Origin of the sequence: Minwuia thermotolerans, from assembly GCF_002924445.1 — a bacterium.
Lineage (GTDB): Bacteria > Pseudomonadota > Alphaproteobacteria > Minwuiales > Minwuiaceae > Minwuia > Minwuia thermotolerans.
Genome location: NZ_PIGG01000040.1, coordinates 149,844 through 170,820 on the forward strand (window position 1 = coordinate 149,844; position 20,977 = coordinate 170,820).

The 20,977-nt window shown below is 68.1% G+C and carries 22 protein-coding genes; 10 read left to right on the plus strand and 12 right to left on the minus strand.

The window, feature by feature from the left end:
• Positions 1 to 23 precede the first annotated feature (23 nt).
• A complete protein-coding gene (locus CWC60_RS13465) occupies positions 24 to 977 on the plus strand; it encodes an MBL fold metallo-hydrolase (protein ID WP_109794456.1) in 954 nt (317 codons plus the stop codon).
• 198 nt (positions 978 to 1,175) lie between these two features.
• On the opposite strand, the gene CWC60_RS13470 is transcribed toward CWC60_RS13465, so the two are convergent.
• Both CWC60_RS13470 and CWC60_RS13475 read right to left on the minus strand, forming a co-directional pair.
• The gene (locus tag CWC60_RS13470; RefSeq protein WP_109794457.1) at positions 1,176 to 1,583 is read right to left on the minus strand and encodes a cytochrome c family protein; all 408 of its coding nucleotides are present in this window, start codon (positions 1,581 to 1,583) and stop codon (positions 1,176 to 1,178) included.
• An 87-nt stretch (positions 1,584 to 1,670) separates the two neighbouring features.
• A complete protein-coding gene (locus tag CWC60_RS13475; protein ID WP_109794458.1) occupies positions 1,671 to 2,459 on the minus strand; it encodes a hydroxypyruvate isomerase family protein in 789 nt (262 codons plus the stop codon).
• Positions 2,460 to 2,507: 48 nt separating this feature from the next.
• Between CWC60_RS13475 and CWC60_RS13480 the strand changes: the two genes are divergently transcribed.
• The 4 genes from CWC60_RS13480 to CWC60_RS13495 are packed head-to-tail and all read left to right on the plus strand — an operon-like array spanning position 2,508 to position 6,070.
• A complete protein-coding gene (locus tag CWC60_RS13480; RefSeq protein ID WP_109794459.1) occupies positions 2,508 to 3,653 on the plus strand; it encodes an MlaE family ABC transporter permease in 1,146 nt (381 codons plus the stop codon).
• A 3-nt stretch (positions 3,654 to 3,656) separates the two neighbouring features.
• Positions 3,657 to 4,427 (plus strand): ABC transporter ATP-binding protein, encoded by a 771-nt coding sequence (locus tag CWC60_RS13485; RefSeq protein WP_109794460.1) that lies wholly within the window; start codon positions 3,657 to 3,659, stop codon positions 4,425 to 4,427.
• A 3-nt stretch (positions 4,428 to 4,430) separates the two neighbouring features.
• Positions 4,431 to 5,441, plus strand: coding sequence for an MlaD family protein (locus CWC60_RS13490; RefSeq protein WP_109794461.1), 1,011 nt, complete (start codon positions 4,431 to 4,433; stop codon positions 5,439 to 5,441).
• Positions 5,438 to 6,070: an ABC-type transport auxiliary lipoprotein family protein gene (locus CWC60_RS13495; RefSeq protein WP_206419925.1), complete on the plus strand. Its 633-nt coding sequence runs from the start codon at positions 5,438 to 5,440 to the stop codon at positions 6,068 to 6,070. Before CWC60_RS13490 ends, CWC60_RS13495 begins: the two co-directional genes overlap by 4 nt.
• Positions 6,071 to 6,306: 236 nt before the next feature.
• Here the strand turns inward: CWC60_RS13495 and CWC60_RS13500 are convergent, their stop codons facing one another.
• On the minus strand, positions 6,307 to 7,893 hold the full coding sequence (locus tag CWC60_RS13500; RefSeq protein WP_164516537.1) for a class I adenylate-forming enzyme family protein: 1,587 nt from the start codon (positions 7,891 to 7,893) through the stop codon (positions 6,307 to 6,309).
• A gap of 77 nt (positions 7,894 to 7,970) precedes the next feature.
• Entirely contained in the window at positions 7,971 to 9,143 is a 1,173-nt protein-coding gene (locus tag CWC60_RS13505) for a serine hydrolase domain-containing protein (protein ID WP_206419926.1), read from the minus strand.
• A gap of 376 nt (positions 9,144 to 9,519) precedes the next feature.
• On the opposite strand from CWC60_RS13505, the gene CWC60_RS13510 reads away from it, so the two are divergent.
• From CWC60_RS13510 to CWC60_RS13520, 3 genes are all read left to right on the plus strand, one after another.
• A complete protein-coding gene (locus CWC60_RS13510) occupies positions 9,520 to 10,287 on the plus strand; it encodes an OmpA family protein (protein WP_164516538.1) in 768 nt (255 codons plus the stop codon).
• 159 nt (positions 10,288 to 10,446) lie between these two features.
• Positions 10,447 to 11,334 carry a polysaccharide deacetylase family protein gene (locus tag CWC60_RS13515; protein WP_164516539.1) on the plus strand — a complete coding sequence of 296 codons (888 nt, stop codon included), beginning with the start codon at positions 10,447 to 10,449 and terminating at the stop codon, positions 11,332 to 11,334.
• A 96-nt stretch (positions 11,335 to 11,430) separates the two neighbouring features.
• Positions 11,431 to 11,559, plus strand: a complete 129-nt coding sequence (locus CWC60_RS13520) for an aa3-type cytochrome c oxidase subunit IV (protein ID WP_125182785.1) — start codon at positions 11,431 to 11,433, stop codon at positions 11,557 to 11,559.
• Between the two features lie 174 nt (positions 11,560 to 11,733).
• Here CWC60_RS13520 and rpsU read toward each other — a convergent pair whose 3' ends face one another.
• Positions 11,734 to 11,937 carry a 30S ribosomal protein S21 gene (gene rpsU, locus CWC60_RS13525; protein ID WP_109794465.1) on the minus strand — a complete coding sequence of 68 codons (204 nt, stop codon included), beginning with the start codon at positions 11,935 to 11,937 and terminating at the stop codon, positions 11,734 to 11,736.
• 211 nt (positions 11,938 to 12,148) lie between these two features.
• Between rpsU and CWC60_RS13530 the strand changes: the two genes are divergently transcribed.
• Positions 12,149 to 12,640 carry a thioesterase family protein gene (locus tag CWC60_RS13530; protein ID WP_109794466.1) on the plus strand — a complete coding sequence of 164 codons (492 nt, stop codon included), beginning with the start codon at positions 12,149 to 12,151 and terminating at the stop codon, positions 12,638 to 12,640.
• A 19-nt stretch (positions 12,641 to 12,659) separates the two neighbouring features.
• Here CWC60_RS13530 and CWC60_RS13535 read toward each other — a convergent pair whose 3' ends face one another.
• Together CWC60_RS13535 and CWC60_RS13540 are read right to left on the minus strand one after the other, a co-directional pair.
• Positions 12,660 to 14,459: a chloride channel protein gene (locus CWC60_RS13535; RefSeq protein WP_109794467.1), complete on the minus strand. Its 1,800-nt coding sequence runs from the start codon at positions 14,457 to 14,459 to the stop codon at positions 12,660 to 12,662.
• A gap of 6 nt (positions 14,460 to 14,465) precedes the next feature.
• Positions 14,466 to 14,960 (minus strand): thioesterase family protein, encoded by a 495-nt coding sequence (locus tag CWC60_RS13540; RefSeq protein ID WP_109794468.1) that lies wholly within the window; start codon positions 14,958 to 14,960, stop codon positions 14,466 to 14,468.
• A gap of 142 nt (positions 14,961 to 15,102) precedes the next feature.
• Here CWC60_RS13540 and CWC60_RS13545 point away from each other — a divergent pair, with 142 nt between their 5' ends.
• On the plus strand, positions 15,103 to 15,738 hold the full coding sequence (locus tag CWC60_RS13545; RefSeq protein ID WP_109794540.1) for a glutathione S-transferase family protein: 636 nt from the start codon (positions 15,103 to 15,105) through the stop codon (positions 15,736 to 15,738).
• 118 nt (positions 15,739 to 15,856) lie between these two features.
• Here CWC60_RS13545 and pheT read toward each other — a convergent pair whose 3' ends face one another.
• From pheT to CWC60_RS13570, 5 genes are all read right to left on the minus strand, one after another.
• A complete protein-coding gene (gene pheT, locus CWC60_RS13550) occupies positions 15,857 to 18,265 on the minus strand; it encodes a phenylalanine--tRNA ligase subunit beta (protein WP_109794469.1) in 2,409 nt (802 codons plus the stop codon).
• Positions 18,262 to 19,335 (minus strand): phenylalanine--tRNA ligase subunit alpha, encoded by a 1,074-nt coding sequence (gene pheS / locus CWC60_RS13555; RefSeq protein WP_109794470.1) that lies wholly within the window; start codon positions 19,333 to 19,335, stop codon positions 18,262 to 18,264. Before pheS ends, pheT begins: the two co-directional genes overlap by 4 nt.
• Before the next feature lie 46 nt (positions 19,336 to 19,381).
• Positions 19,382 to 19,756: a 50S ribosomal protein L20 gene (gene rplT / locus CWC60_RS13560; protein WP_109794471.1), complete on the minus strand. Its 375-nt coding sequence runs from the start codon at positions 19,754 to 19,756 to the stop codon at positions 19,382 to 19,384.
• Positions 19,757 to 19,780: 24 nt separating this feature from the next.
• A complete protein-coding gene (gene rpmI, locus CWC60_RS13565; RefSeq protein WP_109794472.1) occupies positions 19,781 to 19,981 on the minus strand; it encodes a 50S ribosomal protein L35 in 201 nt (66 codons plus the stop codon).
• Between the two features lie 124 nt (positions 19,982 to 20,105).
• Complete coding sequence (locus CWC60_RS13570; RefSeq protein WP_164516540.1) at positions 20,106 to 20,543, minus strand: MarR family winged helix-turn-helix transcriptional regulator; 438 nt, start codon at positions 20,541 to 20,543, stop codon at positions 20,106 to 20,108.
• Between the last annotated feature and the right edge of the window lie 434 nt (positions 20,544 to 20,977).

Consider the following 20,977-nt stretch of genomic DNA (forward strand, 5'->3'; position numbering starts at 1 on the left):
GAACGAAACGGGGAGAAACATCAATGGCGCGCTCGTTCGCATCGACCGACGTCAACGAGGAGAAGGAGATCTCCTTCGAGCAACTCACCGAGAACGCCTGGGTCTATGTGGAGGAAGGCGACCCCACGTCCGGCGTGGTGATCGGCGACGACGGGGTGATGGTGATCGACACCCGCGCAACGCCCATCGCCGCCCAGGACCTGAAACGCCGCGTCGCCGCGATCACCGACAAGCCGTTCAAGTACGTGGTGCTGACCCACTATCACGCCGTCCGGGTGCTGGGGGCCGCCGCCTACGGGGCGGAGCACGTGATCTGTTCGGAGCCGACGCACGACCTGATCCGGGAGCGCGGCCAGCAGGACTACGATTCGGAAGCCGGACGCTTCCCGCGTCTGTTCCGCGGCATCGAGAGCATTCCGGGCCTGACCTGGCCCACCATCACCTTCAGGGAGCGCATGACGGTGATGATGGGCGGTCTGGAGGTCCAGATCATCCATCCCGGCCGCGGCCACACCAAGGGCGACACGGTGGTCTGGCTGCCGGAACAGCGGGTGCTGTTCTCCGGCGATCTGGTCGAGAACGGGGCCACGCCCTATACCGGCGACGCCTATCTGCGCGACTGGCCGCAGACGCTGGAGAAGCTGCGCCAGCTGCAGCCGCGCTACCTGGTGCCGGGGCGCGGCCCGGCGATGACGACGCCGGAGGACTGCGAGGCGGCGATGGCCGGCACCGAAAGCTTCATCCGCGCGCTCTACGAGGGCGCGAGCCAGGGCGTCGGCCAGGATCAGTCGCTGAAACAGGTCTACGACAGCGTGGTGCCGCGCCTGGAGGAAAAGTACGGCCACTGGTCGATTTTCGACCACTGCATGCCCTTCGACATCTCCCGCGCCTATGACGAGGCCGCGGGCATCGAGCATCCGCGCATCTGGACGGCCGAACGCGACCGGGAAATGTGGAAACAGCTCGAGGACGGCTGAGGCCCTCCGCACCTGCCAGGGCCATCCCTTACCCTGCCCTCCCCCTTTCCCGGCGCCCCTTTTCCTGTCACCCCCGCCCTGTGCGGGGGTCCGGAACGGCTTCGCCGCGAGTCATGCGGGTAACCGGATGCCCGCACAAGGCGGGCATGCCCCCGTTCGGGGGCGGACCTTGATCCGAGGGCGCCTATCCCGGGCAATTCAATCGGAAGCTGTTCCGCTCCCACTCCTCGGCTCCAGCGCCTTCAGGAAGGCGATCAGGTCGTCGCGGTGGGAACCGCGGCGCACACCCTTGAAGACCATGATGGAGCCCGGAATGAAATCGCGCGGATGGCGCAGGAAGGCGTCCAGGTTCTCCTCGGTCCAGATCATCCCCTCCTCGCGGCGGGCCAGGAAGGCGTCGGAATAGCGGTAGCCCTGCTCGGCAGCGACGGGCCGGCCGACCACCCCCGACAGATCCGGCGCGGTCAGCGGATCGCCGGGAATCGGGATGTGGCACTGCTTGCAGAAGCGCATGAAGATCTCTTCGCCGCTGGCGGCGTCGCCCTCGCCGGCGGCGGCGGGCAGGGAAAGGAGCGTGGCCAGGCAGGCGGCCAGGATCAGTCGCATGTCGTCTCACCGTTCCGTTCATCCGTGGTCTCGTGCCCGTCCGGTCTGGCCCAGCGCGCCGACGCGGACAATGCGCGCCGTCACGCCTCAGCCCGCCCCGGCGCCCAGCCCCCAGGGCGCGCCCCAGGCCAGGCTCTCGGACGTCGTCGTGGCGGGACGGTACTCCAGGCTGACCCGGCCGTCATAGCCCAGCGCGTCGACCTGTTCGAAGAAGAAGGCGAAGTCGATCTCGCCGCGGCCCGGTTCGTGGCGGTCCGGCGGGTTGGCGATCTGCACATGGCCGATGCGGTCGAAGGCGGCGCGGAAGCGGTGCACGATGTCGCCGCTCATCACCTGCACATGATAGGCGTCGAACTGCAGGAACACGTTGTCGCGTCCGACCCGGTCGAGGATGCGCAGGGCCTGGTCGACCGTGCGCAGGAAGTAGCCCGGAATGTCGCGCGTGTTGATCGGCTCCAGCATCAGCCGGACTCCCGCGTCCGCCGCCATGGCGGCGGCGCGCTGGACATGCTCGACGAAGGCGGCCTCGGCGGCGGCGTCGCCGGGCTCGGCCCGGCCGGCCAGCACATGGACGCGCGGCGCTTCCAGGAAGCGGGCGAGGTCGAGCGTCCGCTCCGCCTCTTCCAGGAAACGCTCCGTCGCCGCCGGGTCGACCGCCGCGCCCCTGTCGCCGTCAGCCATGCGCGGGATCGGCATGTTGATCAGCGTGATGCCGAGGCCGTGGCGGTCCCGTTCGGCGCGCATCGCCTCGCGGTCGTGGATGTGGGGATTGAGGATCTCGACTTCGGTGAAACCGTGCGCGGCGGCGGCCTCGAACCGCTCCAGGAAGGGCAGTTCGGTAAACAGCATGTCGATGTTGGCGCTGAAGCGGGGCATGATGCAGATTCCCTTCCCTCATAAACGGAACGCGGGCCGCGTCGAGACTTGACTACCATCGCCGACGACAATTCCGAACAGAAAGGCGGCGGGGCGGACCGCGCCGCGGCGCCGGGGCTGGAAGTCACCGAGGGCGCGGCGCGCGCCCATGGCGCCTGGTCGGTCGCGCACGCCCGGTTGCTGGACCGGCAGGCCGCCGCCGCGCCGGCAGACCTGACCGTGATCGACGTCTCCGGCGTCACCTGGCTGGACACCTCCGGCGCCTATCTTCTGGTCCGTCTGGCCGACCGGACGGGCGCCCGGATCGACGGCGCGAGCGAGGTCCAGCGCCAGCTCATCGAACGGGTGGCGGAAGCCCATGCCCGGCCCGTGGTGCTGCCCGACGATGGCAACCCGGTGGTCCGCCTGGTCGCCGCGCTCGGCGAAGGCGTGCTGGCCGCCGGCGCGCGCGCCACCTCCATTGTCGGCTTCCTGGGCGCGACGATAGAGTGCGCGGCGCGAACCGCGCTCCGCCCCGGCCGCCTGCGCCTGACCGCCACCGTCCACCACATGGAGCAGGCCGGCGTGAAGGCGTTCCCAATCGTCGCCCTGATCTCCTTCCTGGTCGGCGTCGTGCTCGCCTTTCAGGGCGCGGCGCAGCTCGAACGGTTCGGGGCGCAGATCTTCACCGTCAACCTGATCGGCATATCCGTGCTGCGCGAAATCGGCATCCTGCTGACGGCGATCGTCGTCGCCGGCCGCTCGGGCAGCGCCTTCGCCGCCCAGATCGGCTCCATGAAGGTCAACGAGGAAGTCGACGCCATGCGGGCCCTCGGCCTCGACCCGATGGAGGTCCTGGTGCTGCCCAGGGTGCTGGCGCTCTGCCTGATGATGGGGCCGCTGGCGCTGCTGGCCGATATCAGCGGCCTGATCGGCGGCGGGCTGATGGCCTGGATCGCGCTCGACATCCCGCCGGCAATGTTCGCCGAGCGACTGGTGGCGGCGGTCAAGCTGTCGACCCTGCTGGTGGGCCTGGTCAAGGCGCCGGTCTTCGGCGCGCTGATCGCGATGGTCGGATGCTACGAGGGGCTGCGCACCGCCGGCAGCGCGGAATCGCTGGGTCAGCAGACCACCCGGGCCGTTGTCGAGGGCATCTTCATCGTCATCGTCGTCGATGCCATGTTCTCGGTCTTCTTCAACCTGATCGGGGTCTGAACCGTGGCTTGCCCGATCATCCGCGTCTCCGGCCTCGTCACCCGCTTCGGGCCCCAGACCGTGCACGACGGCGTAGACCTGGAAGTGCGCCAGGGCGAGGTGCTGGGCGTGGTCGGCGGCTCGGGCACCGGCAAGTCGGTGTTGCTCCGCGCCATCATCGGTCTGCTCCGGCCGAGCGCGGGGCGCATCGAGGTTTTCGGCGAGCACCTCGGCGCGCTCGACCCCGACCGCCGCCGCCTGCTGGAACGGCGCTGGGGCGTGCTGTTCCAGAACGGCGCCCTGTTCAGCTCGCTGTCCGTCGCCGAGAACGTTGAAGCGCCGATGCGCGAGCACACGGACCTGCCGCAGGGGCTGATGAACGAACTCGCAGGGCTGAAGATCGCCATGGTCGGCCTGCCCGCCGACGCCGCGCCGAAATATCCCTCGGAGCTGTCGGGCGGCATGCGCAAGCGCGCAGGCCTGGCGCGGGCGCTGGCCCTGGATCCGGAGATCGTCTTTCTCGACGAACCGACCGCAGGTCTGGATCCCATCGGCGCGGCGCAGTTCGACGAGCTGATCGGTGAGCTGTCCCGCGCGCTGGGGCTGACCGTGGTCATGGTCACCCACGATCTGGACAGCCTCTATGCGATCTGCGACCGTGTCGCGGTTCTCGCGGATCACAAGGTTCTTTCGGTGGCGCCCGTCAGGGAGCTGGAGCGGCACGACCATCCCTGGATCCGCGAATATTTCCACGGACCCCGCGCCCGCGCCGCGCGGGACAGCGAAGCGGAGTAGGCTGTGGAGACCCGGGCCAGCCATCTGCTGATCGGCAGCGTCGTGCTGATCTTCACCCTCGCCTTCTTCGGCTTCGCGATCTGGATCTCCCAGGCCGGGCTGGACGAGGCCAAGCGGATCTACGACATCTATTTCCGCGGTTCGGTGGCCGGCCTCTCGGTCGGCGGCGATGTCCGCTACCGCGGCATCAAGGTCGGTTCCGTCACCGATATCCGCATCGATCCCGACGACCCCACCCAGGTCCGCACGGTGGTCGAGATCGACGAAGACGTGCCGATCCGCGAGGGCGATATCGCCACGCTGAAGCTGCAGGGCATCACCGGCGTCGCCTATGTCAACATCGAGGGCGCGGCCGCCAAGAGCCCGCCCCTGACCACCCCGCCGCTGGCGCCCAGGCCGATCATCCCCTCGGCGCCGTCGGACATCGAGAGGCTGTTCTCCGGCGCGCCGGAACTGCTCAGCCGGGCCATCGTTGTCACCGAACGGCTGGCCGATCTGCTGGGTTCGGAGAATCAGGATTCGATCGCCGGCATCCTGTCGGACCTGAAGACCGTCACCGGCACCCTGGCCGGCCAGGACATGCGCATCGACAGCGTGCTGCGCTCGCTCGACAGCAGCGCCGCGGACATCGCCGCGACGATGAAGAGCGCGCGTCAACTGGTCGACCGTTCGTCGGGCGTGATCGACGACGCGGAGGAAACGCTGGCGGTGGCCCGCGGCGCCATGACCGGCGTCGACCAGGTGGTTACCAAGGACGCCAGGGCGCTGATCGGTGAACTGCGCCAGACCAACCGGGATCTGGGAGAAATGATGTCGACGCTGAACGGATTGCTGCAGAACAACGAGGAGTATCTGAGCAGCTTCGCCAATGACGGGCTGGGCGAATTCCAGCGCTTCATCACCGAGGCGCGGCTGCTGATCGCCTCGCTCTCCCGCCTGACCGAGCGGCTGGAGGCCGGCGGGGCCCAGTCGCTGTTCGGCAGCGGGGGCGCGGTCGTGGAGCGCAATCAGTGAAGCGCCGGTTCCGGGCCGGTCCGGCGCTCGCGCTGGCCGCGGCGATGCTGCTGCTGGCCGCCTGCGGCGGCATCCTGCCGGTGCCGAAGGCGCCCAGCAATCTCTACAACCTGTCGCCCAAGAGCAATTTCGATCCCGGTCTGCCCCGGGTCGAATGGCAACTCGTGATCGAGGAGCCCGTCGCCGCCGGCGGCCTGGACACGGCGCGGATCGCCGTGAGGCCCTCGCATCTGGAACTGGGCTATTTCGGCGATATCCGCTGGACCGAGCGCGCCCCGAAGATGGTCCAGACCCTGCTGGTGGAAAGTTTCGAGAACAGCGGCACCATCGTCGCCGTCGGCCGTCAGGCCATCGGGCTGCGCGCCGACTTCAGCCTGAAGACCGAGATCCGCGAATTCCAGGTGGAGAACTTCGGCGGCGGCAAGATCCGCGTGCGGATCAACGCCAAGCTGATCCGCCAGCCGCGCCAGATCATCGTCCGCTCCGCCAGCTTCGAGGCTGCGGTCGACGATCCGCCGACCGAGAACATGGAAGATTCCATCCGCGCCTGGGACGAGGCCATGGGCACGGTGCTGCGCGACATCGTCGAATGGACGATCGTCGAGGGTCAGCGCGCCTACGGGGGGTAGGCTGTCCGGCCTCCGGTCGAACGCCTTGCCGCCCCTGGCCCCGTTCGGGGCGGCGGGCATGCCCGCGATTGAAATGCCATCGTCCTGAGAGGCCATAGCCTGCGCTTCATGCAAAGGCTCTGGAAACAACCTGTCATCCCCGCACAAGGCGGGGATGACCGGTCGGGGGGAGGCGCGGGCATGACGCCGCCGGGCGACGGCCTTGTTCTCAGCGGAACGGATCCCCGCCCCCGGGGTCAGCCCTGGTAGCGCTTGCGGAGTTCGCCCTTCTGGATCTTGCCGGTCGCGGTCATGGCGAAATCGTCGACGAACTCCACGACACGGGGCACCTTGTAGGCGGCCAGATGTTCCCGGCAGTGCTTCTGCACGTCCTCGGCCGCCAGCGCCCTGCCCTTCCGGGTCTGGATGAAGACGCCGACTTCCTCGCCGAACAGCTTGTCGGGCACCCCGATCACCGCGCAGAGCGAAACCGCGTCCAGCATGTAGACGACATCCTCGACCTCGGTGGAGTAGATGTTCTCGCCGCCGCGGATGATCATGTCCTTGGAGCGGTCGACCAGATAGAGATAGCCGTCCTCGTCCTGATAGCCGAGATCGCCGGTGTGCAGCCAGCCGCCGCGCAGGGTCTCCGCCGTCGCGTCCGGGCGGTTGAGATAGCCGATCATGTTCTGCGGGCCGCGGCTGACCAGTTCGCCGATCTCCCCCCGGGGCACGTCGTTGTCGTCCGCGTCGACCACACGGATGACGTTGCCCGGCACGGGCACGCCGACCGAGCCGATCTTCTCGAAGGCCCGTTTCGAGGACAGGGTGACGATCATGCCGCAGCTTTCGGTCTGCCCCATGGCGTGGACGAGGCCGGCATTGGGGAACATGTCCTGCACGGCCTGCAACCGGTCCATGGCCATCGGCGCGGCGCCGAAACAGACCATCTTGACGTGGGAGAAATCGAGTTCGTCCTTCAGCGGGTGCTGCTCCATCATCAGAAGCTGCGAGGGCACCGCGAAGAACGCGTCGATGCGGTGATCCGCGATCTGGCGCATGGTGCGCTCGGTCTGATAGCTGTCGACCACCAGCGTCGCGCCCAGCGCCAGGATCACCAGGAAGAAGACGTGGCTGGCAATATGGAACATCGGCGTGCAGGCCAGAAAGCGCGTCTCCGGCCCGGTGTGCTCCCAGGCTTCCGGACAGAGGACGGCGCCGGCCATCAGGCTGTAGTGGGTGTGGATCACGCCCTTGGGCGCCCCCGTGGTGCCGGAGGTGTAGTAGATCGCCGCCGGACTGTGGACGTCGATGCCCCGCGTCGGCTGCCACTCGCCGGCATAGGGCGGCGGCGGGTCGCGGTCGACCACGAAGCGCGGCACGTCGCGTCCCGCCATCGCCAGGGCGTCGTCGATCAGCTTCTCGAATCGGGTCTCCTCGACGAACAGCACGGGCTCCGCGTCGCCGACCATGTAGCCCAGTTCCCGGGCCACCAGCTTGGGGTTGATCGGCACCGCGACGGCTCCGGCCGCCAGGATGCCGAAATACCAGATCGGATAGTGGTCGGAGTTGTCGACCAGCAGCGCCACCCGCTGGCCCGGCTTCGCACGGTCCGCCACGAAACGGCGCACGGCCGCCACCTTCCGTATGAGCTGGGCGTAGGTCAGGATGCGGCCATGATGGACGATCGCGACCTTGGCCGGAAACTGTTCGGCGGCCCGGGCGACCAGGTCGGCGAAGGTGGTCTCGCCGGCGATGCCGTAATGGCGCTCCAGCTCCCGCGCCGCCGCTTCCGGACTCAGGTCGTAGCGGCGTTCCCGGTTGTCCCAATCGGTCAGATTCACGTCCCGCGGCCTCCCCTTGGCGTTCGACCGGGGGAGAATAGGGCGTGCGTGCGGCGATGCAACGGCGGCGCCGCGCCTCAGGCGCGCCGCCAGGCCCCGCCGCGCACCGCCATGCCGCCCAGGCAGCGATAGACCGCGTCCACCAGCGCCTGGCCGCGCTCGTTGAGCAGCAGGCCTTCGCCCATCCGGTTCATGGTGTAGCCGAAACTGAGTCCCAGCTCCGGATCGGCGAAACCGATGGAGCCGCCCGCGCCCACATGGCCGAAGGCGCCCGCGCCGATGATCGCACTCTCGAAGCCGAGGCCGCGATTGTCCATCGACTTCATGAAGCCCGGCGCGAAGCGGGTCGGGATCTGCAGGTTGGCATCCAGGTTGGTCGCGGTCGAGACCTCCCCCATGGCGGCGAGGGTGTCCGGCCCCACCATGTCCACGCCGTCCCACGAACCGCCATTGGCGAAGGGGCGGTACATCAGCGCCAGTCCGCGGGCATTGGTGATGCCGCCGGCGCCGCCCAGCTCCGCCGCGTGGCCCTCACGGGTATTGCAGCCGCGCGAGAGAAAGCCGCCGGAGTTGAACAGGAACAGATGCGGGATCGAGCCCGGCTGGTTCAGCCCCACCTCCAGGAAGGGCGGCTGCGCGTCGCCGGGCTGGTGGCGGCGGAAGATCATCGGCGCCACCCGCGGCTCCATTTCTTCCGGCAGGCCGATCCAGAAGTCGATGCCGAGCGGTTCGGCCACATTCTCGCGAAAATAGGTTCCAAGCGATTTTCCCGAGGCCCGGCGCACCAGCTCGCCCACCGTCCAGCCGAAGGTCAGTCCGTGATAGCCGTTGCGCTCGCCCGGCTGCCAGAACGGCTGTTCGGCGGCAAGACGATCGCACATGTAATCCCAGTCATAGATGCCGTCTTCTTTCAGTTTTTCTCGCAGAACGGGGACGCCGGCAGAATGGTCGAGCATCATGCGGACCGTGGCGCCGTCCTTGCCCTGGGCGCCGAATTCCGGCCACAATTCGACGACCGGCGTGTCGAGTGTGAAGGCGTCACGCTCGATCAGGTGATGGGCGCAGATCGCCGTGGCGCCCTTGGTGGCGGAGAAAACCACGGAAATCGTGTCCTCCTCCCAGGGGCGCGAGGTAGCCTGATCCGCAACGCCGCCCCACAGGTCGACGACCGTTTCGCCCCCGAGCGTGACGCAGCAACTCGCCCCAATTTCGCCATAGTCGTGAAAATTTGATGCGAAAGCCTGTCGCACTTCATTGAAGTCGGCTCTAGCATGGCCATTTATGTTGTCGTGAGGCAAAAGAAGTCCTCCGGTTATGCTCGGGTCAGTAAAGGGTTGCGTGCGGTTTCAATGCAATACCGGTCACGAAACAGCCACGCGCCCGTCATGGCACGGACATGTGACAAGGACAAGCTTCCGGCCCAGGCAGATCGGCGCTCGGTAGCGTTTGGTCGTTCTGCGTCATGTGCAACGGTCAAATCAATCCGACCTGAAGATGCGAATAGGAAATAGGGGAATAAGAATGAAAAACCTCGCCAGAATAACTGCGTCGTCGGCTGCTATCGCTGCTGTCGCAATGTTCTTGCTGCCTCAGCAGGCGTTCGCTGCGGCGCACGAGAAAGAGGCGATGATGACGTCGGAGGCCACGGCGCTGAACCAGGCGCTGGCCGGCGAGTACGCCCACCTGGCGTCCGAGGAGGATATCCAGAAGGATATCGACTCCCTGCGCCATTTCCAGGACAAGGCCCAGGCGGCTGCGGACGGCTTCGTGGTGAAGCCGGATCTGCCCAACAGCCGCTCCATTCCGGGCACCGAGACGGCCTATGCCGAGCGCACCTACCAGCGCATTCTGGCCGCCTATGACGGTGGCGCCGCGACGGAAACGCCGCGTCTGCTGGCGCAGGCCCAGTCCGGCTACGACTGCTGGCTGGAGCAGGTCGAGGAAGGCTATCAGCTGCTGCACATCTGGCGCTGCCGCGACAAGGCCAATGCGGCCCTGAACGCGATCGAGAACCCGCCGGTCGCCGTCGCGCCGAAGCCTGAGGCTGCAGTTCCGGCGCGGACCTACACGGTCTACTTCGAGTTCGACGAGTCCGAGATCGAATCCGAGGCGTTCAATGTGATCGATGAGGCGATGGCGGACTTCCGCGCCCGGCCGAATGCCGAGATCGACGTGACCGGCCATGCCGACACTTCGGGCCCGGCGGACTACAACGTGGCTCTGTCGAACCGCCGTGCCGACGCCGTGACCGACGTGCTCGAGCTGCGGGGCGTCGCCGCCGACCGCATCGAGGCTGCGGCCCTGGGCGAGAGCCTGCCGGCCGTGCAGACGGGCGACGGCGTGCGTGAGCCGCTGAACCGCCGCGTGGTCATCATCGTGCAGGATCGCCAGTAAGAGGCGACCCGGCGCCGGGGCTCCGGCCCCGGCCCCGCACGAACCGACAGGAAGAGGCAGTCGTCTTCGGACGGCTGCCTTTTTCGTTGCGCGGACGCTGCCCGCTCTTGGTCCCGGCGGCGGCGGATGCATAATCGGACCCGATACGGGGAGACGATCATGCTGAACGAGTTCCGGGGCCCATGGCCCGACGGCCGGCGCGGCGCCATGGCGCTGACCTTCGACTGCGACGTGACCTACGCCTACGCGCCGGCCCGGCCCGACCCGGCCGGCCCGCGCACGGGCGAGCGGCTGTTCGAGAAGAAGCCGAAGCGGCTGCAGGGCTACAGCCGCGGCATGTACGGCCTGCACACGGCCCTGCCGCGCATTCTCGATTTCCTGAAACGGCGCGGGATCCGTGGCGGCTTCTACGTGCCCGGCGCGAACGTGGAGCGCTGGCCCGAATCCTTCCGCGCGATCGTCGAGCAGGGCCACGAGATCGGCGCCCATGGCCACGAGCACGAGAACGTCTCGCTCTACAAGGACGATCCGGAGGCCGAGGCGGCGGTGCTCGACGCCGCGCTCGCGGCCTTCGAGATGCATCTGGGCGTCAGGCCCGCCGGCTACCGCTCGCCGGCCTGGGACATGAACCTGCACACGGCGCGCCTGCTGGCGGAGCGCGGCTTCACCTATGATTCCAGCCTGTTCGCGGGCGAGGCGCCGCACATGCTCTCCGACATCTACCCGGATCAGCCGGACCTGCTGGAGTTTCCCATCGACTGGTGCCTGGATGACGCGGTCTACTTCATGTGGTTCATGCCGCCGCACCTGATGGCGCAGCTGCACGGACCCGAGGAAGTCTTCCGCATCTGGCGCGACGAACTGGACGGCATCGTCGGCGAGGGCGGCGTCTTCACGCTGACCTGCCACCCCTCGGTCATCGGCCGCCACCACCGCATGAACATCCTGGAGCGGCTGGTCGACCACGCCGAAGCCCGGGGCGACGTCTGGATCGCGCCGCTCGACGAGATCGCCGGCCATGTCATGCGGCGGAAGGCCGCCGCCTGAGCCGGAGACCCGGCGCATCTTGCGGGCGGGCGCGGCCTCGCCTATCTTCTCGCCGGAATTTCAGGTCTGCAAGGCCACAGGGAAAGGGCGGAAATCATGCACGAGCCGGGTTCGATGGATATCTCCCAGCACAGGTCGGTCTATGGCGCGTTCACCGGGCTGGTGAAATGGGGCGTGATCGGCTGCATCGTCCTGCTGGCGCTGATGGCGATCTTCCTGGTCTGACCGCTCGGCCAGCCGGCCGGCGCCACACGGGAAACGACGAAGGGGCGCGCCGCGGTTGCATCACGGCGCGCCCCTTCCGATTCCGGGCCCCCGCCAGTTCGGCGCGGACAAACGCGATCGGCCGGTCGATGGACCGGCCGACATCCTGTTCGGCAATGACGGTGGCTTCGGGGCTCAGAGCCCGTCGCGCTGAGCCCGCTTGCGCGCGAGCTTCCGCGCCCGGCGAACGGCCTCGGCCTTCTCCCTGGCGCGCCGCTGCGACGGCTTCTCGTAGTAGTTGCGAAGCTTCATTTCGCGGAAGATGCCTTCCCGCTGCATCTTCTTCTTCAGGACCTTGAGGGCCTGATCGACATTGTTGTCACGAACGCTGACTTCCAAGACGTTCCTCTTTCGCTGTTCGCCGTTACCTTGACATTCTCACGTCCGTTGCCCGCCATTGCAGGCAACACCGATCCGTTCGGCGAATCGAACTCCGCCGTTGGAGCGCGGTCTATATCACGATCGGATCGTCGCGCCAAGGGCCCGCTGGCGGTTGCCCGGCGTGTCCGAAACGCGGTTAAGTGCCGCTGTCGGAGATATGGGAGGCGGCATGCAGGCGATCAAGGCGCCGTTCGAAGGCTATCGGGACAAGGTGCGGCCGGCGTGGATCGACCACAACGGTCACATGAACATGGGCTACTACCTGGTGGTCTTCGATTTCGCCACGGACGCCTTCCTGGACGATTGCGGGCTCACCGCCGATCACCGCGAGACGCAGCAGATCACGACTTTCTCGCTGGAGGCCCATATCAACTACCTGCAGGAGGTCCGCGAAGGCGATCCGCTGCTGTTCCGGACCTGGCTGCTTGGCTTCGACGAGAAGCGCATCCACTACATTCACGAGATGGTTCACGCCGAGGACGGCTACCGGGCCGCCACCAACGAACTGATGAGCCTGCATGTCAGCCGGGAGACGCGCCGCGCCGCGCCCATGCACCCGGACATCCAGGCCCGACTCGCCGCGATGCAGGCGGCGCACGCCCGCCTCGATCCGCCGCCGGAGGCCGGGCGCTCCATCGGCCTGAAGAACCGCCGGAAATAGAGAAGCAGACCGCCCGGGCCTATCGCGTCTCCGCCTGGGCGGCCTTGAGCGCGCGGTTGTGGGCCTCCAGCACCGTGCGGAAGGCGACGGTGCCGAGCAGCCGGCGGCCAACGGGACTGTCGACCACGGCCAGGAAGCGATGCGCCGTGCCCCGGAAGGCGGTCAGCGCCTCGTCCAGCGGCATGTCGGGGGTCAGCAGCGGCCCGGTCTGGGAAGCGATGTCGACGGCGCGGCCGAGGTTGTCCAGCATCGGATCCAGCAGGGCGTATTTCACGTCGGCCTCGTTCAGCGCGCCCTGGATGCGCCCGTCGGCGTCGACGACGTAATAGGCCTGGGCGCTGCTGTCGCGGTAGACCTCGCGCAGTTCGCCGAAGCTCATCTCCGGGCTGATCGTCTCCACGTCGGTCACCATGACGTCGGCGACGACCTGGGCGTGCAGCAGCACCTCGTCGGTCTCGGCGAGCTTCACCGCGCGGCGGGCGAGCTGCCAGTGGAAGAAGCTGGGATAGCGGAACTGCCGCGCCATGACGGTGGCCAGCACCACGGCCACCATCAACGCAATGGTGACGCGATAGTCGCCGGTGAGCTCGAAGACGATCAGCGTGGTCGAGATCGGCGCGCCCAGCACGGCCGAAGCCACCGCCCCCATGCCGACGATGGCGTAGAGGCCATGCTCGGCGGCCAGTTCGGGGAAGACATTGGCGGCGATCAGGCCGAAGGCGCCGCCGGTCATCGCGCCGATGAACAGCGCCGGCGAGAAGACGCCGCCGCCGAAGCCGCCGGAGACGCAGATCGAGGTCGCGGCCATCTTCGCCGCCACCAGCAGGATCAGCAGGTGCAGGGGGTAGACCTGGTTCAGCGCATTGTCGGTCGCCTCGTAGCCGACGCCCAGCACCTCCGGGAACTGCAACGCAATGACGCCGACGGCGAGGCCGGCGATGGGCGGCCGCCAGAAGTCCGGGATGCGCGTCCGACCGATGACATCCCTGGTGAAGCCCACCGACCAGAAGAAGATCAGCGCCATCAGGCCGGAGACGAGCCCCAGCATCATGAAGGCGGGGAACTGCCAGAAGCTGAGAATGTCGTAGTCGGGGATCAGGAAGGCCGGGAAGTCGCCGATGTGGATGCGGGTGACGATGGTGCCGCAGACCCCCGAGATCACCACCGGCGCCAGCGCGCGCAGCGCGTAATGGCCCAGCACCACCTCGTGGGCGAAGATCACGCCCGCGATGGGCGCGTTGAACGACGCCGCGACGCCCGCGGCCACGCCGCAGGCCAGCATGGTGTGGCCGTCCAGACGGCTCAGGTTGAGGCGCTTGGTCAGGATGCTGGCGATGGAGCCGCCGAGATGGACCAGCGGCCCCTCCCGCCCGACCGAGGCGCCGGCGCCGATCGACAGCGCGCTGGTGAACGCCGCCCCCATGCCTGCGCGGAACGACATCCGCCCGTTGTGGTACATGCCGGCCTCGATCACCTCGGCGACGCCCTGCGGCCGGTGGCCGGGCATCACGAACTTCAGGAACAGCGCCACCGCCAGGCCGCCCAGCGCCGGGGCCAGCACGACGTGCCACCAGGGCAGGACCAGGATCGTCTGCACCAGATACTCGGTGCCGACGCCGTAGAACAGGTACTGGACCGCCGACAGCGACAGGCGGAAGCCGTAGGCCGCGTAGCCGACGGTCAGGCCGGTGAGCACCGCGAACAGCAGCATCGTCATCTGTTCGCGCGCGGCCAGATCGCGGAAGGGCCGGAAGTCGCGCAGGCTTTCGCGGAACAGCTTCGTGATCCATTCGCGGGCGCGCTGGACCACGGGCGGCATGGCGCGTCAGGCCGCCGCGCCGCGGCGGCGGATCTTCATGCCGCGGCCGGCCTGCTCGGGCCAGGGCAGGTCACGGTGCGCCAGGCCGAGCTTCTCCACCCGGGCGTAGAGATCGTCGGGCATCGCCGCGGTGCGGCGGGTGGCCAGGTCGACATGGACGCACATCTGCTCCGACGTCGCGGACAGATAGCCCTCCTCGGCGTGGAACATCTGGAAGAAGGCGTGCACGCGCTTGGCGTCGAAGTCGAGGAGCTGGACCGTGTAGCGCAGCGGCGTGCCTTCCAGGACCTCGCGGACATAGTGGACATGGGTCTCCAGCGTGAAGAACGACTTGTTCTCCCGCTGCACGTAGTCCAGCCCCATGTCGAGATGGTCGAACAGGCCGTCCGTCGCCTTGTCGAAGGCCACATTGTAGTAGCCCACGTTCATGTGGCCGTTGTAGTCGATCCATTCCGGCAGGACGACCGCCTGCAGAATGTCCATCGGAGCGTTGCTCGACATACCCTATCCTCCCCGATTCGAGTCCGCCGGTCAGCCGTTTCGCCACAGCGTCATAGCCTATTGTCCGCGCCAGTCAAACCGCGCTTCCCCGGCGGCGGAGCGGCTGTCTATGCTGGGCGAAAGCAGGCGGAAGGAAACGACCATGATCACGATACACCATCTCGGCGTCTCCCAGTCGGACCGGGTTGTCTGGCTGATGGAGGAACTCGGCCTGCCCTACGAGCTGAAATGGTATCGCCGGAAGGCCAACCGGCTGATGCCGGACGACTATGTGGCGCTGCACCCGGCGGCGACCGCGCCGGTCATCGACGACGACGGCCGGCGGCTGACGGAATCCGCGGTGATCCTGGAACATATCTGCCACCGCCATGCCGGCGGCCGGTTCACGGTCTCGCCCGACCAGGCGAACTATCCCGACTACCTCTACTGGATGCACTTCAACAACAACGCGCTGGGCCTGTACTTCGCTCAGCTGGCGTTGGGCGCCAACCCGGAGGGGGAGACGACGCCGCTGGTCAGGGAACTGCTGCGGCGGCGCTGGGACGGCTACTACGCCATGCTCGAACAGACTCTGGGCCGCACGCCCTACCTGGCCGGCGACGAGATCACCTGCGCCGATTTCATGACCATGTACGACGTCGTCCGCATCATCCCCTCGGGCGGCCGGTCCATCGACGACCTGCCGAACACGAAAGCCTACGCCGCGCGCATCGGCCAGCGCCCCGCCTACCGCAAGGCCATGGAAATCGCCGGGCCGGAGGCGACCCCGCCTGGGTGAAGGCGGGATGGCGAAGCCGCCTAAACAATATGGGTCCTGGGGCTTGACCCCAGGACCCAGTTCAATGGTGCGCTGGGCCCTTGGATCAAGTCCAAGGGCGACAATATCGGGCGAACTACTAGCCCCTGAGGACGCCCCCAGTCGACTTCGTCACATTGGCGACGATCTTGCCGGCGACCTGCTCGATCTCCTCGTCGGTGAGCGTGCGGTCCGTGGGCTGCAGCTTCACCGCCAGCGCAATCGACTTCCTGCCCTCGCCGATACTGGCGCCCTCGTAGACGTCGAAGACCTGGACGTCCTCGATCAGGTTGCGGTCGGCCCCGCGGGCGGCGCGGATCATCTCGGCCACGGCGACTGAGCGGTCGACGATGAAGGCGAAGTCGCGGCTGACCGCCGGATAGTCGGAAATCTTCAGCGGCGGACGGGTGGTCTTGCGCCCGGCCTTGGGCAGCGGCGCGCGCTCCACGAAGACTTCGAAGCCGACCAGCGGCCCCTTCACGTCCAGCGCGTCGAGTACCGCCGGGTGGATCTCACCGAAATGCGCCAGCACCAGCTTCGGTCCCAGCCGGATCACGCCCGAGCGGCCCGGATGGTACCAGCCGGGCGCTTCCGCCGCGATCTGCGCCTTCTCAGCGTCCACGCCCAGCGCCGTGAGCGCGGCCAGCGCGTCGGCCTTGGCGTCGAAGGCGTCTGCGGGGCGCGGGCCGCCGGCCCAGTGGCGGGCGCCGATCTGGCCGCGGCGGACGCCGCCGGCGACGGTGTCCTGCTCGTCGGGGCCGTCGCCGCGGTATTGCGGGCCGACCTCGAACAGCGCCGTGTCGGGGGCGCCCCGGTCGGCATTGCGCCCGGCGGCGGCGATCAGGTTCGCCAGCAGCGAGGGCCGCATGCAGTCGAGATCGGCGGAGATCGGGTTGGAGAGGACCAGCGCATCCTGCCCGCCGCCGAACAGCGCCGCATGAGCGCGCGGCAGGAAGGACCAGGTGACGGCCTCCACCATCCCGCGGCCGGCCAGCACGCGGCGCGCGGTGCGCACGTTGCGCTGGCCCGGCGTCAGCGACGGCCGCGCCACGTCGGAGACAGGCGGCAGCTGCGCCGAGCGGATATGGTCATAGCCGTGGATGCGCACGACCTCCTCGACCAGGTCGGCCTCCCCGTCGATATCGCGCCGCCATGACGGCACCGCCACCCGGATGGCCTCGCCCGAGCCGGAGACGCCGAAACCCAGCGCTTCCAGGATGCGGCGGCATTCGGCCTCGTCGACCTCGACGCCGCCCAGGCTGGCGACGCGGGAGGCGCGGAGCGTGACCGTGCGGCCGGTGTCGGGTATCTCGCCGGCGGTGACGATTTCGCTCGGCTCGCCGCCGCAGAGTTCGGTGACCAGCCGGGCCGCGACCCGGATGCCCCAGGCGACGCTCTCCGGGTCGACGCCGCGCTCGAAGCGGTAGCGGGCATCCGAATCGATGCTGTGGCGGCGGCCGGTGCGCGCGGTCCGCACGGGATCGAACCAGGCGCTTTCGATGAAGACGTTGACGGTCTCCGCGGTGACGCCGTTCGCCTCGCCGCCCATCACGCCGCCGAAGCCGTGCGCGCCGCCATCGTCGGCGATGACGCATTCCTCGCCGGTCATCTCGTAGGTCTCGCCGTCGAGCGCCATGAAGCTCTCGCCCGGCCGGCCGAGGCGGACCTGGATGTCGCCCTTCACCTTGTCGGCGTCGAAGACATGCAGCGGCCGGCCCAGGTCGAAGGTGACGAAATTGGTGATGTCGACCAGCGTGGAGATGGGCCTGAGGCCGATGGCCAGCAGCCGCTCCTGCAGCCATTTGGGGCTCGGCCCGTTCTTCACGCCGCGGACATGGCAGCCGTGATAAACCGGGCAGGCATCGGCCGTTTCCGGGTCCTCGAAGGCCAGGCGCACGCCGACGGGGCTCTGGTACTTGCCTTCCGGGCCGGTGAGGTCCGGCGCCATCAGCCGGCCCAGACCGGCGGCGGCCAGGTCGCGGGCGATGCCGTTCACGCCCAGGCAGTCCTGGCGGTTCGGGGTGATCGCGATCTCGATCATCGGATCGTCCAGACCCATGACCGGCGCGAAAGGCTGGCCCACGACCGCGTCTTCGGGCAGTTCGATGATGCCGGTATGCTCGTCGGAAAGGCCCATTTCCCGCTCCGAGACCAGCATGCCGTTGGAATCGACGCCGCGGATCTTCGTCGGCTTCAGCAGCAGGCCCGTCCCCGGCACGGTGAGGCCCGAGCGCGCGAAGACGCCTTTCATGCCCGTCCGGGCGTTGGGCGCGCCGCAGACCACCTGCACGGTCTCCGCGCCGGTATCGACGGTGCAGACGCGCAGCCGGTCGGCGTCCGGATGCGGCGCGGCCTCGACCACGCGGCAGACGGTGAAATCCTTCAGCTCCGCCGCCCGGTCTTCCACCGCCTCGACCTCCAGGCCGATGGCGGTCAGCTTCGCCGTGATCTCGTCCAGGTTGGCGTCGGTGTCGAGATGCTCCTTCAGCCAGCTCAGCGTGAACTTCATCGGCTGAGCCCTCCGCCCAGCGCCGGCACGTCGAAGGGCATGAAGCCGTAATGCTTCAGCCAGCGCAGATCGGCCTCGAAGAAGGCGCGCAGATCGGGAATGCCGTATTTCAGCATGGCGATCCGGTCGATGCCCATGCCCCAGGCGAAGCCCTGCCACTCGTCCGGGTCCAGGCCGCAGAAGCGCAGCACGTTGGGATGCACCATGCCGCAGCCGAGGATCTCCAGCCAGTCGTCGCCCTCGCCGATGCGGATCTGGCCCTCGTCGAAGGCGCAGCCGATATCGACCTCGGCCGACGGCTCCGTGAAGGGGAAGAAGCTGGGACGGAAGCGCATCTGCACCTCGTCGACCTCGAAGAAGGCCTCGCAGAAGGCCTCCAGCACGCCCTTCAGGTGGCCCATGTGCACGTTCCGGTCGATCACCAGACCCTCGATCTGGTGGAACATGGGCGTATGGGTCATGTCGCTGTCGGAGCGGTAGGTCCGCCCCGGCACGACGATGCGGTGCGGCGGCGGGTTGTTCTCCATCCAGCGGATCTGCACCGAGGAGGTGTGGGTGCGCAGCAGCTTGCGCTCGCCCGCCTCGTCGGGATGGAAGAAGAAGGTGTCGTGCATCTCCCGGGCCGGGTGGGCCGGCGGGAAGTTCAGCGCCGTGAAGTTGTGGAAGTCGTCCTCGATGTCCGGGCCCTCGGCCACGGCGAAGCCGAGATCGGCGAAGATCTCGGTGATCTCGTCCACCACCTGGCTGACGGGATGGATGCGGCCCGTCTCCTCGGGGCGGACCGGCAGGGTGACGTCGACCGCCTCGGTGGCCAGCCTCGCCTCCATCTCGGCCCGCTTGAGCTCGGCCCGGCGGGTCTCGATGGCGGCGGTGATCTCGTTCTTGAGGCGGTTGAGCTCGGGGGCGACCTGCTGACGCTCCGCCGGGTCCATCTTGCCCAGCGAGCGCATCAGCTCGGTCAGCCGCCCCTTCTTGCCCAGCGCGGCGATACGCGCGTCCTCGAGCGCCGCCATGGAGGCGGCGCTCTCGATCGGACCGGTCAGCTCGGTCTCGAGTTTCTGGATGTCCATGTCAAACGCTTCCGCGATAGTTCGGGCGAAGCGTCAGCCGGCGATCTCAGTTCCCGGCGTATTTCGCTTCGTGGGCGTCCTTGGCCTTCTCGACCAGGACCTTGAAGCCGTCGGGATCGCGCACGGCGATATCGGCCAGCACCTTGCGGTCAACTTCGATACCGGCGGACCGCAGGCCGTCGATAAAGACCGCGTAGGTCAGGCCGTGTTCGCGCACGCCCGCGTTGATGCGCTGGATCCACAGGCTGCGGAAGTTGCGCTTGCGGACCTTGCGGTCGCGGTACTGGTACTGCAGGCCCTTCTCGACGCGCTGGCGCGCGATGGAGAGGACGTTCTTCTGGCGGCCGCGGTAGCCCTTGGCCTGTTCCAGGATTTCCTTGCGCCGCGCACGACTGGCGACGCCACGTTTCACACGTGCCATGAGTTACGTCTCCTTGGTCAGCGTTCAGTCGTTGGGCAGGAAGTATTTCTTGACGAACTTGGCGTCGCTGTCGGCCATGATCGTCGTGCCGCGCTGGTCGCGGATCTGCTTGTTGGTGCGCTTGATCATGCCGTGCTGCTTGCCGGCCTGCTGGCGCCGCACCTTGCCGGTGGCGGTGAGGCTGAATCGCTTCTTCGCCCCGCTCTTCGTCTTCATCTTGGGCATTTGCTTCCTCTTGAACATAAGGTGTCGGGAGCCTTGCGCTCCCAAGCTTCTGGGCCGACACGGCATGCCCTGCCGGACGACCGGAACCGCGGCTTATAGCGGCGGGAATGACAGGGTTCAAGTCCTAGCGCGCGAGCTTCTCCATCAGCTCCGCCAGCTTGTCGGCGTCGGCCTCGTCCAGGCGGGCCATGACGTGGCGTTCGACCGCCTGGCGGTAGACCGGCCAGCTCTCGTCCAGGCGCTGGCGGCCCCTGTCGGTGATGGTCAGCACCTGACCGCGGCGGTCCGCCTCGGGACGGCGCCGGGCCACCAGCCCGTCGATGGCCATGCGCTCGACCAGGCGGGAGGCGTTGTACTGGCGCAGGCGGAGTTCGTCCTGCAGTTCGTACATGCGCAGGCCGTCATCGCCGGCGCGTTTCAGCGCCTGCAGCGCGTCGTGCCAGATCACCGGCGGCAGGCCCTGCGCCTTCAATTCCCCCTCGATCCGCGCCGAGAGCTCGCCGGCGGCCTGGCGCAGGCGCGTCCAGGCGCCCATGGCGAGAATCAGCCGCGCGACGCTCAACGGTCCGCGTTCCGGTCTGTGGCTGTCATCGCGGCCCTCCCTGACGCGCGGAACATGCGTCTGCATCCATAGGACGGACCGGCCCCTGTGACAATGCCGCCCGGCGCCGCCGAATCCCGTTGACCGCGCCCCCGGCGGAGGCGTAGCTTACCTAGCGTCAACAGTGAACGGGAGGCTAGGAATATGAAGCCGCCCAAGCAGGCTCGGCTCTGACCCCACGCATACGGCCCGCCGGCGCCGCCAATGAAGCCGGCATCACCGAAAGACGGCGGTCCATCCGCCGCAGACTGCCGGAGAACACATCCTCCGGCGCCCGGAAACAGCCCGGGCAGCGCCGCGAAAGGTTCCGCGGCCGCGACGCGCCCTCCTCTGATGCCGGCGCGCACGCGGAACCCGCACCGGCGGCGCCGAAAGCCAACGGTGCGAAGGGGAAG